We start from the raw sequence: 18,834 nt of genomic DNA, 5'->3' as shown, positions 1-18,834 counted from the left end.
CGATTTGCAGCCTGAGCTCTTTTGGTGTTTTATATTTTCAAAAAAATATCAAAAACTAATCTATCGCCGTCCAAATATTTAGCGCAAGTGAGCGAACCGCAAGGTTCGTGTGATTTCTGTACAACCGCAGACGCTCTGCAGGCTCTGGACTCCACAATAGAGCACTTCCGGCAACTTCAAGCAACGAAAGTCCAATATACTGAGATTCATAACGGCTCTCAGACCCTAGAACATCTACAATTTCCAATAAAGTTTCCGGACTCCAGTATCCCGTGCTCTCTTCTAAATTATACGCGACCTGCTTATAAACATCGCTTAATAGCTGGGGCTGATTTGAAATAGTGGTAACGATCCGATTCAGATAATTGGCGGATTCCTCCACGTTATTCCAGTCTATTGCTGCTATATACAATTTCATCACAGCTTGCTGTAAGGTCTCATCAGATGCCAGACAGTCAATCAGATCCGTATACAAAGGGATAAGGTGCATCCGGGTGATTTTTGGCAAAGCTATCAGCTGGTTGACTAATTTCAGTAGACGTTGCCGATGAGGCAAATCTCTTTTGGCAGTAGCGTTCCATTCATCACTTATCGCTGCACTAACCAGTCTCTGACATACACCAACTACTACCTCATTGATCTTACCATCGCGACAGGTTTCTACCAGCGTATTCATAGCAGTTTCCCATCTAGTGCTGTCTTCCAAATCCGTAATAGACTGAGCGGTGGCAGCTGCAACAATCCCTTCATTTCCATTTGTCCACCGCATCATAGAAATGAAAGCATATCTGCCAATATACGCATCCTGGTGCCTTGCAATTTCAAGGATTAATCCTAGATAACGTGGTCTAAAGTCTAGCGGAAGAGCATTAGGCTGTTGAGATAATAAACTTCCTGCGATGTCACTTTCTGATGAAGAAGCCATTGTACTTAACATGTCCCAAGCGCGTTCATCATCTAAAAGCTGTTTCGCAGCATGCCCTATGGCTATGATTACATCCTTGTGTGCATTGGGTTTCTCGAACTCGTTCATCAATAGCGGAAGACTGTCATCGCTTCTATAAGCGCCCAGTAAGCGGATGGCTTCTTTTCTGACAGTGATCTTCAGCTTATCCCGATTCAGCAGCTCTTTCAGCATGGTAACCAGTAACACCGGATTCACCCTGCGGATGCATCTGGGTATCGAGTACATGGCTACACGGGCCCGGTCCCCATCCAGATTCTCCAGCAGAACGGGAAGTGCCTTCTCCGGTTCTTCCATAAGTGAAAAGGCATGAAGTGCAGCTTCTACTACAGTTACTTCCTTATCCTGCATAAGCCCCAGTAACCTATCCGAACCGAGATCAGGCATGCTTGCCATGATCTTAATAACGCTTGCACGCTCCCAAAGATTACGTTTGGCATCGTATGCAACTTTTTCTAATAAGGCACTTAAAGCTTGTTGCTGACGTGGCAGCCATCTGTGGAATCCATCCGCGGCCGGCACAAGATAGATAGTTTTGCCTGATAGGAACTTGCCCTTAATGACAGCCCCTGAAATAAAAGGATCGAGCCATTCCTGTCGCTTCAGATGCATATGCTGGAACACTTCATGGATCGTAATATACGATTTATCTAAAGCTAATAATTCCTTAACTCTGGCATCACGCGTTGTATGAGGCGCAAGCCAGTATCTGGCCGCTTGTATGGCTGTAGAATCTGCCTTTGCCCTCGTTGCTTCCTTTAACAGATTCTGAAGTTTTATGATGCCGTAACCTCTTTTACCGAATGAGCTAGCTAGGCTTAACACCAGATTGTAATCTTCTCTTTTGTTGGCCTGTACAGCTAATGTATAAATTTCGTCGAAGATAATCTCTTCTACTCCCCGGGGTAAATTCTTCTCCAATGATGGAAGAGAAAGCTGCCCATTCTGCTTGGCCAATTTCTGAATCGTCTTTAAGGAAAACTTAAACAGCTCACCGTGAGGAAGTAATGCGTTATGCCGGAGAATAGCAAATGCCAGTTGTTGAACGGAAAATTTTGTACCATATGAAGTATCTCTGGCCTCTATAACACTATCAACAAGCAAAGTAAGCTCTTGTACATGGGTATCCGTGAACACAGACGCAGGACTTTCCGATAGCTCTTTAAACACAGCGCCCCGGACAGGATCCTGATCATTTTTAATCCGGCCCAGGTACACCAAAGTTTCATTCATGCCCTGTCTCGACAGAACGGTACTTCTGATCAGCTGCATAAGCGCCGTGGCACGTTCGTCTGCACTGGATACCTTTGCTGCTTGTTCAAGTCCTGCTCTTGAATGAAGAATAGAACGGCAAGCTGTAAATCTGACTGTTCTATCCCGGTCATCATTGATTTCACGAAGGGCAAGCATCCGGGTGGCTTCCTTGTCACGCAAGGCATGCGGTAATACATACAGTAATCTTTCCGGAAAAATACGTTCATTACGTTTATCTTCTTCATACACAGCATCGAAAATGACTTTGCGGTTAGAAGGTGCAATATTATGAAGCAGCTTTGCTATGTGCATAGGGTGATCTGCGAGTAGTTTCGCTATCTCAATCCATTGATCAATGGATAAATATTTTTTCCTTTTAAGAACAGCTTCAGGAACGCCATAAGAAATCAGATCGCTCCGCGACTCCGTTCGTGTTAACAGCTGATACACCTTATTAGGATTTTGGCGTACAAGCGTGCCAAGCTGCTCTTTTAACGCAGGATGTATGATGCCCATCGGTCCATGATTCAGCGCACACTCCAGCACCAAGTCTGCCTTCAGATTGCATAGGATCTCCAGAGCTGATGAGAATCTCCACCAGACATAGCCTTTTTCCCTGAGTGGTGTGCTTTCCAGTGTTGTTGCAAAGTATTCTGCTACTACGTTAAGATGCCGGCTGGATAATTTCTTCCAGTCTTTTATGGCATACCCGATATCAGCAAGCCATTTACTTACCGTTGCCGAATAACAGGCCTGCAATATAATCGCGGCTTCCTCCGCTCCCCATCGGGCATACACTAAAGGCAATAAGCGTTCCGCTAATTCCTGACGGTTAATCTGTGAAATACTATGCAGCAGCTTGCGGCGGCAATCATGGGATAAATGGGGGAGCTCACGTTCAATATCAGCATCCGAAGCCACCTTTGCCAAAAGACCCGCAGCCGTATTTCTGATACTTGCCTTGGGATGCCGCAGTGCTGATAGAATAATAGCAGCATCTTGTGTTGCAATGGCGCCGATTAAGGCAAGTCGCGCTTCATAAACGCCATCCTCCAGCAAAGAGGCTAGTAATTGGGAGTACTGGACAGATCCGAGATGATCACGGCCTAAGATTGCTACTTTTTTGATTCTGTCGGAATAGCCTAGCGAATCCAATTCTTTAAGTAAGCTCTGTTTATCCAATGGATCTCTTTTGAAAATCATAAGTCCTCCTCGTTAACCTGTTCTTATTCCACCCGAACTTTATTCTCTATACCCTAATCTATCCCCTTTAAAAAAACTGGAATTCAGCATCTGGTTTCGTTGACCAAAAAATAAAGGTAACCCTGAAGCCGGTTATTCAACCTCCTTCAGAATTACCTTCATGTACTGCTTGCTCTAGTCATTCTTTTTCTGAATAAACACATACGTACTCTCATCCGACAGCTCATCAGCAAAGCTGAAATCAAATCCGTCGAAGCCTTTGATATCCTCCACACAGCTGATTTGCCGCTCAGCCATGAAGCGTACCATTTCACCTCTGGCCATCTTGACCAGGGTCGCTCTCTCCACTACCTTACCACCGATCTCCTGCCCGAATATACAACTAACCATGCGAACGTTCCCGCCAATATAAGGGGAGATGCACTTGCTGTATTCCTTAGAGGCCAGATTCAGAATGATGTCAGTCTCCGAAAATAGCTGATCTGCCAGCTTCCTGTTCCAGAACTCGTAGATAGACTTGAAACCAGGTCCGCTAAGCTTAGCCTGCATCTCCAGCCTGTAGGGAACAACGCCGTCAAATGGCCGGACGATTCCATAGAATCCGGACAATATCCGTAAATGCTGCTGAAGATATTCCAGCTCCTCCATTTGAAGTACCCCGGGTGCCATGTACTGGTACTGGATTCCCTCATAAGAAAAGATAGCCGGTGTAAGATTCCGTGTTACATCCATATCCCGAATCCGTTCCACATTCAGCGTGGCGATGGCATCATTGCATTTCCATAACGATTTGGCTTCTTCATAATTCAACTTTTGTAATAAGGCCAGAAGAGTCTGCGACTCGCTTATGAATTGCGGCATCTGGCGGCAATCCAAGAAATCTGTATCCATCTTCATCTTCTTGGCAGGCGATATAATGATTCTCATGGTGCTCCCTTTTCTTACCCCCGCGGGGAATTTAAATGTAACCTTATCCTATCACACTTAATCTTCGTAGGCTTGGGGCAAGTTCATGAAATTTGTTCACTGCCGCCCACCTTGTGCGCCACCGCCATCTGTACCTGGGTTGCCGTTTCTCCTTGTCCCACCATTCATGCCGGGAGATCCGCCCCCATCTTTCCCCCGCCCGCCGGTGAAGCCCTGTCCCCCGTTCGCTCTTGACCCGGAGTCAGTACTCGTTATCTTCTGTGCAGTAATAGCATCGCAGGAGACGAGCACCATGGAACAACTTAGCACTGCTATGAGCAAAGCGAAATATCGCTTGATCCGCATCTTTGAATCCCCTCTTTCCGAGCGAACATAGTTAACGTGGAAAATATCTTTTTAACATATAATCGTATACATCCTTAAAACCCATGTAGGATAATACAATCAACAGCGGATACACCGGGTAAATATACCGGGACTTGATCTCCCATAATAGATAGAATCCGATAAAGCCCAGCACCACAAGAATCAAAGAGGTCTCTTCAAATCTTTTGGCTCTTATTCCACCGATTAAGCGAACGAGTATAAACACATACATCAGAAAATTCAGAACATACAGCAGCCACAACATTCCACTTCTATAATTGGAGTCTGCCTTAAACAAATCCGTAGCAGCATTAGTGTAGCTATAACGGTCCATGACAAAGCCCATTCTTCCCCCGTTACTGGATGACCCGTCATTTCCGAGCCCATATCGTTCCATCTGGTAGGTTCCTTCCGTCCAGGTCCAAACGATTTTTTTATAATACATCTTCACTAAGTCACTTAGGCCCGCCTCGGAGAGTTTATTACGGATTTCTTCTTTAAATAACTCCGTACTTTCTGCCTTATTATAATTTGCATCCTGCTGATAGATAGCGTAGCTCTCCCGGTTGTCCCAGAACCCAAACGTCTCCAGATTGATCCCCATATTCAGCCACATGTAGACAGGTGCGGAATTTTCGTTCATCGGTTCATCTACAACATTCGTCGCCTGCAGCACAGCATTTTGCGTCCAGCCGGGAACATTAAACAATATGGCCGTGATAAACAAAGCGCTAAAAACCTTTTTCACCCCGATAGAACGTATGTTAAATAAAAGACCCACCACCACGGTAATCAGAAAAATAACACCGATACTGCGGAAATAGTTGCCTATTGCCAGTAAGAGAGCTGCGAAGAGAATATCCTTAATGGACCTTCTTTTGATAAATCTTATGGCAAAATATAAAGCACTTGTCAGGAAAGCGGTAGCGATCACATCGTTATAGATAAAATTACTCATAAACAATGAAGGGATATAGGTTGCGGCAAACACGAGGATGCCATAATCCTTATCCTTGGACTTATAATTGAGCTCTTTATACAGCATGTAAATCATTAACGAGGTTAAGAGTGTAAACAGAATATTAAATATTTTGATTACCAGATAATTATCCGGAAAGATCAACAACAACGTCTTTAAATATAAAACGATCGAAAAATTAAACGGAAACATATGCAGATAGCCGTTCGTGTCAAACGACGAATAATCATTCCTGTACAGCATGTCGAGTGCCAATGAAAGCACTGTCTGCGAATCATCCGTCGGCAAGCGTGGAAACAGAAAGATAATCACCATCTGGATTGCAAAAGAAAACAGCAGTGTGGCTGGAATGACTATTTTCCAACTGTACTTATTAAGCTTCAGGCACATTTTATACAAAATAACGCTTAATGCCAGCACCCCTGCGATCACTAGAATAAAAAGACCCAGCTGTTGTCTCTCCAAAATTGGCGTGTCCCCATATACGAAATAATTATATTTCGCCCTAATAAAAAAGGAGGACGCGATAAAAAGACCGATAAAGAATGCAAGTATGAGATACAATGTTTTTTGAATTCCTCTTATCATGGAAAACCTCCTTTACGCAATCGAAAGCCCTTTACAATCCGCTGCCCCGATTCATAAAAAGCATTATAAACACCCAAACTGAAAATCCAATGAAAATTGGATGTTTGGGAATTCGCAAGGAAGAGATTTAGAAAGAGGGGTACGTCCTACAATTGGGAATCAAAAAATCGCAAATGTGATACGGAAGTTTCAAAATGGAGAGAGTTGCGGAGACAAAGAGAGAAAATGGAAAACTACTCCAATCCTAGGGAGTATTATGACAAGAGTCTTAATTCTCTTTCAAACGATTATGCTATACTGGTGGAGCAAATAGAATAGGCTTAAAGGGTCGGTCGGCTACCTCTCACCGAAGGGAGGGATGCCTTGTGACAGTGTTTGAAGCAATGATGCTTATGCTAACCTTTGGTTCGCTTATCGTAGCGCTGATGTCCAATAAACGCAAATAGACCGCCCACTCACAAAGGCATGCGGTCTATCTGTCGTGTCCTATTTGCTGAAGCCTACCGCCCTTAAAAGCGGCTATTGCCTTGGGAGTCGTGTTACAGCACGGCTCTCTTTGCATTTTACGTCTTTTCTGCCTTTAATATACCACAAATAATTTAATAACGTAATAATGTACGGTGTTACATTACATTTCCAATCTCCCAGAAAATCCATCCATCCTTGCGTACATCAGAAGAATTTACTATCCATCTTTTTTAAAAACCGATTATCAGCGATTAAACTTTTCACTCTCTTCGTTGTATTAGGCCCTTTCGGTGTGCTACCTCTTCTATTCAGCAAAACCCACCGTAGACATGCCCAAGCTTCAAAGATCTCAAGTTCTTCCTGATCCATATCATTTTCCAATAGATAAGCAGTTCGGAACACATCAGCATAACGCACGGAGATATATATTTTCAGCAGAATAAGTGACCAGGCAAAATCATATCTAGAGTCTCCCAACTGGCCGTTCGTCCAATCGATTATGGTATATCGCTCTTTATCCTCCACTATATTTCCGATATGAAAATCCCCATGAATGATACAATCTTGCTTCATTGGAGTTTGCTCAACAAGAGTAGTCAATACATTAAAAATATCAGATTGTTCTTTGGCTTCAGGGAAAAAGTAGCCGATGAAATTGTATTTTGGCAGTTGTATATTTCCAATCTCTTCAACGCGAATTTTATGTATTTTTGCTAATAGGCTTGCGAGTTCCTTCATTTTCCTGGTATTCATTTTATGAATAGGGGTTCCGTCAAAACCTGTTAACAACACCTTATATCCCTCCGGATTGATTCCCCAGCCCACTGGTTTAGAGACGGCTACTCCTCGTTCGGATAGAACATCCAATAAACGATATTGAAACTGGACATCCGGTCTGGATTCCTTATTCCATGTTTTGAGTACATAGCTCTCTTGATCAGAATTAATCCTTAAGACCTCAGCTTCAAATCCTTGATCCATTGTATGCGCAGTTAAGCTGTCTTCCTGATTTAATAAGTCGTTTATGATTTCGTTGTGCTCTAGCCAATTTATGATAGATATAGGAGTTTTCAAAAATGGGTCTTCCTTTCGGAGTCAGCTACAACAGATTTACGCAACCCAAAATTACAAATAACATAAAATAGATTGTTCTATCCAGTACATAAATACAGTATCCGGGCTTTCCTTTTCAAACTTTTTCATTTTTAAATACATATCCATTCCATCAGAAACATCATGCCATAAATCCGTAAATACAAAATCATATTTTTCCTTAGACATATGTTGTTCTGCATATTCGAAAGCATCTGCTTGGATAAGCCTGATCTTGTGAGCATTACTGAATTGTGGCAGTACATATTTATTAAATAGATCAATGACATCTTGATTTTTTTCAACAACTGTAATGCTTTCAACATTATCTTTTTCAGAAACCATATAAGCATAATAGCCAAGCCCAAGTCCAAACGTAAGAACATTCCCACACGCTTTATCAACAGCATCTTTCATTGTTTCTATTTCATTTGGCGTGATCGTCATCCAGATTCTATCATTCTCCAATACGGCCGGGAACATGAATTCAGTTTGAAAAAAGCCAACCTGAGGAATTTGTCTTCCCTCTTCTGTCCGGATGATATCATTGCAAACAAAACCTTCAAAAGGTTTATATTTTTCATATTTTAATTCACTATTATTAATCTTTATAGTTGGTATCTTGATATTTTTATAATATGGATTGTCATAATATTCATTTGCATCAAGCTTATGAAGCATATTGCTAAAATATTGGTTGAACAATTCCTTATCATCAACATTATCAACCGTATCCATCCCAAAAGCAGCAGCCAGCATTAAACCAAAAGCGTATTCATAAGATACACCACAGTTTACGATTTCTTCAATTTCTTCTTTGTTAATAAAGTCGGGGGTATTATTCAAATAGCGGCTTAGTAAAGCAAATACTTTATAGTTATCTTCTTTTACTTTTTCTTTTATTACATTATTAAATTCCATATTCTCACCTATTAATTAGAATTTGTTTCTATGTCTCATGTTAGTCTTTCCGGATTGACTAGTAGGCAATACTCTCATTTTACCATTTAAAAATCCAGAAGAACAAAAACCGCTTTACTAATCCGTGACAGTTACCACTTCTACAGTGAGAAAATCTTACGTCAGAATCTTCTAATTGCAAGGTTTATGATCCATTTTTCGCCTAATCTGCTCAATATTTCGTTACCCTATGTTAGAATAGACGACTTGTATAATTTGTGAAAACTTTCACTAATAGTCATGATTGATGGTATACTTAATAAGAAGATGAACTAAAGAGAATAACGATGGAAACTGTGGACGTAACCGTAGAAGATTTGAAGTTAGGAGAATAACAGCGACGCGCGCGCTTCTCCACTTCCAACTCCCTCTGATACTTCCTTTCTTTTTTGTCGGGTTCTTTTGGTACATCTTAATAGAGAAATATAAAAGTGGAGGGTTAACAATGAAAAAGAAAGCAGCTGGTGCTCTGAGTCTCGTCCTCTCTGTCATGCTCGTTACCGCAGGTTGCGGTAATGGAAACGACAAGGTGAACGAGAGCAAGAGTAATAACAACGAGAAAAAAGAAGTTGAAGCCGTCTCCGGGGCATCTGAAGCAAGCTACACACCATTCGATCAATTAAAAGATAAATATGATATCATCATTGTCGGTGCGGGTGGTGCGGGAATGTCCGCAGCGCTTGAGGCCAAAGAGAAAGGCATGAACCCTGTTATTTTGGAAAAAATGCCGGTTGCCGGCGGGAACACAACCAAATCCTCTTCAGGAATGAACGCTTCTGAAACGAAATTCCAAAAAGAACAAAACATTGAAGACAGCAATGATTTATTTTATGAAGAGTCATTAAAAGGTGGCCATGACACTAACGACAAAGAAATGCTTCGTTTCTTCGTTGATAATTCCGCGAGTGCGATCGATTGGCTGGATTCCATCGGAATCCACTTGAACAATATCACCATTACAGGCGGCATGAACGAAAAACGTACACACCGTCCTGAAGATGGCTCTGCTGTGGGTCAATACCTTGTCAAAGGTTTAGTGAAAAACGTACAAGAGAAAGAAATCCCACTTTTCGTGAATGCTGATGTCAAAGAAATCACTGAAAAAGATGGCAAAGTAAATGGCGTCAAAGTCCTCTTTAACCAAACAGAGGAAAAAACAATTACGGCAGATGCTGTCGTTGTAACCACTGGCGGGTTCGGTGCCAATATGGATTTGATCTCCGAAGTAAGACCTGACTTGGAAGGCTACGTTACTACTAACCAAATCGGCAGTACCGGAGACGGCATCAAGATGATTGAGAAACTCGGCGGCACAACCGTCGATATGGATCAAATCCAAGTTCACCCAACTGTGCAGCAAGAAAAATCCTACCTCATCGGCGAAGCTGTTCGTGGGGAAGGCGCTATCCTTGTTTCCAGTGAAGGCACACGGTTCACCAACGAATTGGATACCCGTGATAAAGTAACAGCTTCCATCAATACACTGCCTGAAAAAGCAGCTACGCTGGTCTTTGATTCCGGTGTTAAATCCCGTGTGAAGGCTATTGAACAATATGACAAAATGGGTTTCGTGATTCAGGCGGATTCCATCGAAGCTTTGGCCAAAGAAATCGGTGTTCCAGAGGATAAGCTGGCAACAACGCTTGATACTTGGAACAGCGCCGTTAAGAATAAAAAGGATGCCGAATTTGGCAGAACTACAGGAATGGACAATGACCTGTCCACTGGTCCTTTCTACGCTATTAAAATTGCTCCTGGGATTCACTACACCATGGGTGGCGTGAAGATCAATACGAACACAGAAGTTCTGAATAAAGATGGTGAAGCTATTCCTGGTCTGTTTGCGGCAGGTGAAGTTACAGGCGGCTTACACGGACAAAACCGGATTGGCGGCAACTCTGTTGCAGAAATCATTATTTTCGGCCGTCAAGCTGGGATCAAATCTGCTGAATTCATAAAAGCAAAATAAGTAGATAATAGATACTATAGGCCTCACAGCAAAAAGCTCAAGCATCGGCAAGTTAGCCGCTGGCTTGAGCTTTTTTAATGTAATTAATCGCCAATAGTTCGGATAATAGTATCAAACGGATCTAATTCCAACGTTTGTTGTCCATATTCCGTATCAATCGTAGTTTTTTGAAGCTGGTCGCTATTGTTAATCACCACGAGTATTTTGCTATCTGGATAATACGCACACTCTGTATATAAATTATCCGTAATATACTTTGTGTCCTTTAACTCATTCCCGGCATAACGAATCACATTTAACAGCAATCTTGTATTTTCAAAGCTTAAGGTGAAAGAAGGCAGGTAGATCCCCTTTCCTTTACCAAAGGCATGGGCAGACAATGTTATCATCCCACTCTTTTCACACAATACCGCTGCCGAGCCATCCGTAAGATAAATGTTATTTTTAGGTGTTATGCTGGCTCCTTCAGGCACTAAATCTTGCTCATCTCTAGCCTCAAATGTCCATCTTCCATGAGCTACCTTGGAGCCTGTATCCTCATCCAGACCAAGCACATGGGCCATTCTGAAAAAGCTGTCATAACCTTCAAGCGCCGAAGGCTGATTGACACCTATAAAAGTACCGCCCTCATAAACCCACGCGGTCAGTAAGTCCACGCACTTATGATCACTCCAGTATTCTCCGCCACTCCATGCTGAACCTGCCGAGCCGGCATTAATCACTACATCACACTCTTGTAATACTCCCTGACGGATATCTTCAAAATCAATGAACTGCACCTCAACCGGCAATCCGGACAAAGCCTCATTGATATGAATCAAATCATGCATATACGTTTCATGGAAATGCCCGGACAAGGTCCACGATCTCAATTTGCCCCAAGCGTGCAAAATGGCTACCTTTGTCTTAATGTGATACGGTTTGCCTTTATGATGCAGCTCTTTAATTTCTCTGAATTCACCCGCGATCTTTTCGATATAATCACAAAAATCCGGATAAGGCTCTACAAGATGCAAATATCCGCCCAGTCCAATCCGATCTATAGGCTCTCTGAGCAAGGCGCGCCGGATATTAATCCAATACTTTTTGGCATCGAGCGTAGGGTTACCTCCCTCCATAAACGTAGGGAGCCCTCCCAATCCAACCGGAAATAAATAGGGATGCAGCCGAATCTCATGGGTATCTACTTTTACACCAGAACAAAGCCTTGCCTCATACCCTGAGAACACACATTTAATCATCCCGTCAAAACCAAACTCCTCAAAACGGTCATTGTAAGGCTCCATGCCAACCCAACTATCATCATAGAAGACATACGCCAGCTTATCGTGCTTATGCACAATATCAATTAATTGCTTACCAAATTCGATGACAAAATCATTGATAAATGCCATATAGTCCAGCTTCCGCTGCTGCGCCGGGATATGACTGACCCGATATTTCCCACCATTCACAAAATCCTCGGCCGTGAGCGAATACCCATATTTTTTGGCAAACAGATCAAGCGCTCTTGAGCTTACCGTAAAATCATATGAACCCCAGTCCGAGAACAAATGGCGATTGCGCTCATCACTGCCCCAGATCCAGGCGAAATTATAAAAGAGGGAGGTAAATCGAACCACTGTTGTTTCCTTATGCTTATGACACCAATCTTCTATCCAATGGAGTAAATATTTTTGCGTTTCTACATAGATGGGATCAATCTGCATCAGATGCTCTTTTTCCCAGTGATTCGTGGTGTGATTGTACATGGAGATCTCTTCCCAAATCCGATAGACCATGAAGCTGACTGTGTATTTATGCCAAGGTGCAATTCCAGTAATGACTACATTTCCCGATTCCCGCTCATAATTCCACTGTTCTCTTGGAACCTCTTCGCCCGTCGTTCGGTCAAAAACCTGCCAGTACTTAAACGCCTCTTTGGAATCATTCACTCGGAATTGTTCAGCAAAAAAATCCTCCATCAGATAGATGGATAAATAATCTTGTACCGCTACCTTCGGATTTGTTATTAAAAAGCTCTGCTGCAGCTTGTCTGAATTCTGGGACGCCCATTCGTTATGATCTCTGATGATGCAGATTGTAGAATAAATGCCGTATCCTGCGTTGATAATCTCATCGGACAACTGTGTGCCGTCACTGTCACGGATGACATCGGCACCCCAACGTTCAGCTAATTTCAGGGTCAATGCCTCATAACCGGATTCTCCCGGCAGTGTAAAGGCCCCCGTTGTTTTTTGGGACAACTTGGATCCCTCCTATTTAAGCATATCGGATAGAAAAGCTAATGCTAAGCCTTGACCCCAGCCTTGAATCCAGTCTTTTGGAATATTGCGGTATCCTTCCCGATCCTTCATAACCGCTGTTCCGCCAGAAACACCTAGTACCCGTCCATCATCACTGATATTGTTCAAAATACCTTTCAGGGCCTTTTGCACATATTTGGTATGCAGCGGATTGCCGTTATCGATCATAGCAGCCGCAATGCCGCAAGACGCGGATACTTCTTCATAAGACTCCTCGTCATCTAGTACAGTCCGCCACAGGCCGTTCTCCGTTTGCACCAGCTTGAGTGCAGCCAGCTGATCGCGCAGCGAACACTCCACGTCCATACACTGCGGATACAAATACCATTCTTTCAAAAGCTTTTTAACTTGCGACATAGTGTATGCGCCCCAAGCATTCGCTCTGCCCCAGAAAAGTCCAGACATGTGATCCTGCTTCACATTATTGTAGCCGTGGTACCAAAACCCGCTGCTAGGATCTTGCAGGTATTTGATATGCCAATAATATTGATTCAAGGCATCTTGGATCATTTCCTGATCCTTTAACTTGCTTCCTACACGGAGCAGGAAAAATGCCGCCATAAACAAGGTATCCGCCCATGCCTGTTCTGGAAAATCATTAGAAATAGAGACGGTATGCTGCAACACATGATCTCCGAATCTAAGCGCATTGTTCTGCAGATAATCCACCTTGCTCATCACAATATCCCAATATTTCTGGTTGCCTGTTTCTTCATACAAGGTGATCAGCATATGGCCCATGGCACAGGTGTTAACTGTCCAATCCGGCAGACCCAGCTCGATATATTCATCTGCCCACTGGACAAGCATATCCAAATACTCTTTATTTCCTGTAGTTTCATAAGCTCTGGTTACCCCATAATAAGCCACACCACAAGGCCAGTCCCATGTTAAATCCATCGCCATTGTTTTTCTGACCACTTTGTCGATGACCCTTAAAATCTCTTCTCTGTCATAATTTAATTGAAGCATCTTGTTTCTCCTCTCTTTCGCACACGCCCCCAAAGGCGCTTGAGAGCTGTCCGTCCACATTGTAAACGCTTTACTAACTCTATTGTAAGTAGTAAAATGGTCTGATTCTAAGCATATTCATAACTAAACTGTGCAATTTCAACCATTAACTAGTAGTTCTTATATTTCGGGATTGGCCGTGACTACAGAGAATGTTTGGACTTCCGGCCGCTGTTGTCTGCAGATTTCTTGATTTTATACCGCTCTTCGCGGTGGAAATCTGCTGACAAAGGCGGACGCTAACGCTCCTACAGTTCCAAACTTCTCCTCCGCCACTTTTTTCCAAAATTGTATAATATCAAGTTCTCTTTATATAGTTGAATTTGATATAACGTTAACCTATAATCTACTCAACCTACGTAATAAGAATGGGAGTATTGAGAATATGCCCAGAAAAAAGAAGCCCGTCATTGAATACCGCCACTACAGCTTACCGATAAACTTTCCTATCTTGCTGTTAAGCGGTGAACGTTGGAAGATTTCTGATATTAAAAGTGAACATCTGCATTTCCATAATCATTTGGAGATTGGCATTTGCCATTCGGATAGCGGCATCATGGAGATCAAAGGAGAATCTGTGCCTTTTAAAGCCGGAGATGTGACCTTCATCCCTAGGTATCTCCCTCATACAACTTATAGTTCGCCGAATGAAGCCAGTCTGTGGTCTTATATCTTTTTTTCGCCTGAGGATCTTTTTCAGCAATCCTTCAAGAGCGCTTACAGCAACTTTGAGCCGAATCTGTGGGCAATTAAGGGAACAAACTGTATTTTGAACAAAGAGGAACATCCCAAGGTTTATACCCTTGCGACATCGGTCTTAGAGGAATTGAAGCAAAAAAATCCTTACTATCAAGAAAGTGCCTACGGCTTATTGTTATCGCTTTATATAGAGCTTCTTAGAATTCATTCCCGGAATGAACCCTTGATTAATCAAGACACAGAGCATAGCCTGAAGGGCGATTTTGTCATCTCACCCGTTCTGGAATACATCACTAAAAACTACATGATGCCGATTACCATCGATTTTTTAGCTGATCTGTGCCACCTAAGTACCACTCATTTCCGCAGGAAATTCCATGAGATTATGGGGTCCGCACCTCTCGACTTCCTAAACAGTACCCGTATTGAAGAGGCCTGCAAGCAGTTAAAAAGTACGGACGATTCCATTCTCTCCATCTCTGAGCAAGTCGGTTTTCAGTCCATATCCAGCTTCAACCGATGTTTCTCCAAGCTTATGGGTGAGTCACCTAAACAATGGCGTAAAGGCGCACAATCCGAAGCACAATCCGCTAAAGCGTCTATATTGGAGTTTACGGGGTGGGTTTGATCCATTGATCCATTGGTCTATTCTAGATCATCTTTCTCCCGATCGTTTTATATAACATGGTTCTTATCTTCTTTAACTGCGCAAAGTTTTCTTCAAATGAAATGCTGTGGGTCAGTGCCAGCCCTTTTGAGAAATCTTTTTTATATAGAAAAATTGATTCCAAATACAAACCTATGACATGAATCTGATTCCAAGTAGGATAACTTGAATTATGATAGAAGACAGTCAGCGTTTCTAATGCATAAAAATTATGACACCATCTCGCTTCCTCCATTATGTACTTCATTGCCGGTCCGTTATTGTTAATCATTATGTCCCGGAATTCATCTAAATGATTAGGCTGAACATCGACATATTCAATTGCATAAAATGGCTTTACATGCCGTTTTCTCGCGCCTTCCCCTGGTGTAGGGTACGTACTGTTTGGTGTAGTTACAAGTAACTCCATACGGATTGTTTCGAGCACGAAAGGTATATTCACATTTTTTAAGTTAGGTAAAATGATTTCGGCATCTTCTTTTTCCTTGATCTGCATTAGGATAAGATAATCCCATATAATGAATTCTCCATGTTTTTCGGCTGTTTTGTTATGACTGTAAACTGAAATATCCTCCACAGCATTATTTTGAGTCATGGATCCTAGAACGTCTGTGAGTTGGCTCTTTATTTCTTTTTTCATATGCTTTTTATACTTCTTATCGACTCCGATACTCCAAGCAATATAATAAGTATCATTTTGTGGTGTCAGTTTTAGATTCTCTACGCTTATTTTCTTATCCATTTCTGTTTCCCTTTCTGTACATGTCCCCAGCCATCGATGTATAATTCGTCTAAGATTTCTAATAGCTCAGGAGGGGTTTGAAGCAAGGCTGCTTATGATTAATCGTAACGCTGCTTCCCAATAAACGCAAATAAGCCACCCCCTATGAACTGCCCCATCAGGCACAACAAAAAGGCATGCGTCCGGTACACTACCGAATTCATACCTAACAATTCACCTAATAAAATAAGCTGTTATGTGATAAGGCTAGCCTTTACTTTACCTCACAAAATCTATTTAACAAGGGAATGATTTGTTCCTTGCTCATAGGGGCGTCGTGCCCCGGGATATACGTAGTAAATGAAAGAGTCGATAAAAACTCAATATATTTTTTCATTTTAATCGGATCAATTTTACCTTCTCCATGATAATAATCCCCGCTATGTGCATCACCTGCGAATAAAACTCCCGCTTCTTTTATATATACAACACAAGAATCCGCTTCATGTGGCCCTCCTACCTTTATAATCTGGCAAGTGGTGCCCCCTAAATCCAGCGTTAAAGCATCCTCGAAAATAATATTTCCTGTGCTAACCTTAATCTTATCAAACGTATCATATTCTTTTTTCATACAGTTATAGGCGAATGCTATTTCTTCTTTGGTCTCTAAACGTTTTACCACAGCTTCTTCATCCCATTCCCATTCTTTCAGGCGCTTTAGTGCCTCATTCGTTGCTGAAGAGACTATAGTTTCCCCGTCAAAAGCATGCATACCAAAGGTATGATCCCAATGCCAGTGCGTGATCAAAGCATATTTGGGACGTGGCAGATTGTTATCATCTAAACACTTTATAAAGGCATCTAAATGCGATTTTGAATTGCCACAATCAATCACAATTGAAAAGCTGTCACCTAAAACATATCCCAAAACAGGTCTGTCTGTTTCTCGGACACTTTCCAAATAATAAATAGAGTCATTTATTTTTTTGAGTTCCATCCTATTTTCTCTCCTTTATGGATACAGGTAAAGATACGCTCTATGGGGGAGATGATTACCTATTTATAATGGATGAAGCAGGTGCCATTGAGCAAGGGAGAGTTTAGTTATATTCACAATGTACTACGCCGTAGTTCATAAAAATATTGCACAATCGGATGCTTCAACTGCATCTTCTCGCTCATGTTTAAAATCCGCTTTTTCCCAACCCTTCTGTCCACTAAAGCCAGAATATTCAATAAGATATCATCACTCTCTATGCTTTCCTCTATAGAAGTAGATAAAAACTTATTAGCTACAACGATAAAATTCGATTTACTTAATGAGGTCTGTGCTGACAAAAGCTCCTTTGCAACTTCTGATATCTTTCTGCTTCTTGCAATGACTATTAGACGATCCTCCGGGATGTTCCCTTTACTATCTTTTCTAACCGCTTCAATATCTTCAGGGTGGACAGGAATTTGGAGTTCCGAATCATTCTTAATCTCCTGCTCCGTCTGATACCATCTGATTGAGCTAGTTCTATCATTCATATTGAGTACGTTCTTTTTATCTACCGAAATATAACAGCTCCCTGATTTATCAGGTAAATAACGGTAACTGCTTGCACGATATTCAACCTTGCCGGATAACGCAGGACAGAGAAAACTCTCCAGTTGTTGCTTTAATTTGCTCCAGGACATGTATCCTCCAACAAGACGATCTCTTCTCCTCGTCTTTGTCTTATTTTTATATTTTCTTTTCCCCAAGAACACATAACATCCACGATCTTATTGGCTGTAACGCCATATTCCGTGAGGCTGTATTCAACTTTTGGCGGCATCTGCTGATACACGAATCTTTTGACAAGCCCATCCCTCTCAAGTTCACGAAGCTGCTGGATCAGAACCTTTTGTGAGATGCCCTGAATATTACGCTGTAATTCAAATGATCAAATTAAGCTTACTTAAAACTTCATTGTTGCATATATTTTTTTCTGAGTCCAGTACACACCTCGAAGTAACCATCTTACTTTATTGTGTGTATTTTCTTTTTTTACAACCTGCAAGATAATAATAATATTCATAAATAATATAGGCCTGAGAATGGAGATTCATCATGAAAACACTAGTGATTTTGGCGCATCCGGGCCTTGAGAATTCGAGGGTCAACCAGCGCTGGAAAGAAGAACTGCTATTATATCCCAACGACATTACCCTTCATGAGATTTATAAGGAGTACCCTGACTGGAATATTAATGTTCCTAGAGAGCAAAATCTAATGGAAGCTTATGACCATGTGATCTTTCAATTCCCGTTGTATTGGTACAGTTATCCGCCGCTATTAAAAAAATGGTTTGACGATGTGTTGGCTTACGGATGGGCTTATGGATCAAACGGTGACAAGCTTAACGGGAAAAAGCTAGGGCTGGCCCTGTCCATCGGTGATAAAAAAGAAAATTATCAGCCAGAGGGCTCTGTATCTTTTACCGTAGACGAAGTGATCGCACCCTTTAAAGCCAGTGCCAAACATGTAGGTGCAGAAGCCCTACCGTACTTTGCTGTTTTTGGAGCTTCATTTCAAGCCAGCGATGAAGAAATTAATACTAGCGCAAAAGAATATATCGAATATATCTTTAATCACCGTATTTGACACAAAACAAATTGGGCTATCCTTAGTCTTG

General features: G+C 41.9%; 14 protein-coding genes and 1 pseudogene. 3 read left to right on the top strand and 12 right to left on the bottom strand.

Annotation, left to right across the window (positions count from 1 at the left end; genetic code table 11):
• Nucleotides 1-55: 55 nt before the first annotated feature.
• From MKX34_RS03740 to MKX34_RS03715, 6 genes are all read right to left on the bottom strand, one after another.
• Entirely contained in the window at nt 56-3,421 is a 3,366-nt protein-coding gene (locus MKX34_RS03740) for a hypothetical protein (protein ID WP_076296199.1), read from the bottom strand.
• A 174-nt stretch (nt 3,422-3,595) separates the two neighbouring features.
• Nucleotides 3,596-4,348, bottom strand: a complete 753-nt coding sequence (gene yaaA, locus MKX34_RS03735; RefSeq protein ID WP_036684841.1) for a peroxide stress protein YaaA — start codon at nt 4,346-4,348, stop codon at nt 3,596-3,598.
• Nucleotides 4,349-4,444: 96 nt separating this feature from the next.
• Complete coding sequence (locus tag MKX34_RS03730; protein ID WP_036684840.1) at nt 4,445-4,693, bottom strand: hypothetical protein; 249 nt, start codon at nt 4,691-4,693, stop codon at nt 4,445-4,447.
• A gap of 31 nt (nt 4,694-4,724) precedes the next feature.
• The gene (locus tag MKX34_RS03725; protein ID WP_076296198.1) at nt 4,725-6,281 is read right to left on the bottom strand and encodes a glycosyltransferase family 39 protein; all 1,557 of its coding nucleotides are present in this window, start codon (nt 6,279-6,281) and stop codon (nt 4,725-4,727) included.
• 672 nt (nt 6,282-6,953) lie between these two features.
• Nucleotides 6,954-7,823, bottom strand: a complete 870-nt coding sequence (locus MKX34_RS03720; RefSeq protein ID WP_076296197.1) for an aminoglycoside phosphotransferase family protein — start codon at nt 7,821-7,823, stop codon at nt 6,954-6,956.
• A gap of 51 nt (nt 7,824-7,874) precedes the next feature.
• Nucleotides 7,875-8,762: a hypothetical protein gene (locus tag MKX34_RS03715; protein WP_256717595.1), complete on the bottom strand. Its 888-nt coding sequence runs from the start codon at nt 8,760-8,762 to the stop codon at nt 7,875-7,877.
• A gap of 484 nt (nt 8,763-9,246) precedes the next feature.
• On the opposite strand from MKX34_RS03715, the gene MKX34_RS03710 reads away from it, so the two are divergent.
• On the top strand, nt 9,247-10,770 hold the full coding sequence (locus MKX34_RS03710; RefSeq protein WP_076296196.1) for a flavocytochrome c: 1,524 nt from the start codon (nt 9,247-9,249) through the stop codon (nt 10,768-10,770).
• 83 nt (nt 10,771-10,853) lie between these two features.
• Here MKX34_RS03710 and gnpA read toward each other — a convergent pair whose 3' ends face one another.
• Both gnpA and MKX34_RS03700 read right to left on the bottom strand, forming a co-directional pair.
• On the bottom strand, nt 10,854-13,016 hold the full coding sequence (gnpA, locus tag MKX34_RS03705; RefSeq protein ID WP_076296195.1) for a 1,3-beta-galactosyl-N-acetylhexosamine phosphorylase: 2,163 nt from the start codon (nt 13,014-13,016) through the stop codon (nt 10,854-10,856).
• Between the two features lie 12 nt (nt 13,017-13,028).
• Complete coding sequence (locus MKX34_RS03700) at nt 13,029-14,048, bottom strand: glycoside hydrolase family 88 protein (protein ID WP_076296194.1); 1,020 nt, start codon at nt 14,046-14,048, stop codon at nt 13,029-13,031.
• Between the two features lie 424 nt (nt 14,049-14,472).
• On the opposite strand from MKX34_RS03700, the gene MKX34_RS03695 reads away from it, so the two are divergent.
• Nucleotides 14,473-15,414, top strand: coding sequence for an AraC family transcriptional regulator (locus MKX34_RS03695; RefSeq protein WP_038568730.1), 942 nt, complete (start codon nt 14,473-14,475; stop codon nt 15,412-15,414).
• Between the two features lie 22 nt (nt 15,415-15,436).
• Here the strand turns inward: MKX34_RS03695 and MKX34_RS03690 are convergent, their stop codons facing one another.
• The 4 genes and pseudogenes from MKX34_RS03690 to MKX34_RS03675 all read right to left on the bottom strand — a co-directional run.
• Nucleotides 15,437-16,195: a hypothetical protein gene (locus MKX34_RS03690; protein WP_076104110.1), complete on the bottom strand. Its 759-nt coding sequence runs from the start codon at nt 16,193-16,195 to the stop codon at nt 15,437-15,439.
• A gap of 253 nt (nt 16,196-16,448) precedes the next feature.
• Nucleotides 16,449-17,171, bottom strand: a complete 723-nt coding sequence (locus tag MKX34_RS03685; protein WP_076296193.1) for an MBL fold metallo-hydrolase — start codon at nt 17,169-17,171, stop codon at nt 16,449-16,451.
• 113 nt (nt 17,172-17,284) lie between these two features.
• Nucleotides 17,285-17,854, bottom strand: coding sequence for a hypothetical protein (locus tag MKX34_RS03680; protein ID WP_076296192.1), 570 nt, complete (start codon nt 17,852-17,854; stop codon nt 17,285-17,287).
• Nucleotides 17,836-18,084, bottom strand: a pseudogene (locus MKX34_RS03675) (winged helix-turn-helix transcriptional regulator); the annotation flags it as partial. The pseudogene MKX34_RS03675 and the gene MKX34_RS03680, both read right to left, overlap by 19 nt.
• Nucleotides 18,085-18,269: 185 nt before the next feature.
• Between MKX34_RS03675 and MKX34_RS03670 the strand changes: the two are divergent.
• Nucleotides 18,270-18,803 carry an NAD(P)H-dependent oxidoreductase gene (locus MKX34_RS03670; RefSeq protein WP_076098717.1) on the top strand — a complete coding sequence of 178 codons (534 nt, stop codon included), beginning with the start codon at nt 18,270-18,272 and terminating at the stop codon, nt 18,801-18,803.
• The last annotated feature ends 31 nt before the right edge of the window (nt 18,804-18,834 follow it).

Origin of the sequence: Paenibacillus sp. FSL R5-0636 (assembly GCF_037974255.1) — a bacterium.
GTDB lineage: Bacteria > Bacillota > Bacilli > Paenibacillales > Paenibacillaceae > Paenibacillus_AQ > Paenibacillus_AQ odorifer.
This window is presented reverse-complemented; position numbering and strand designations above follow the sequence as displayed.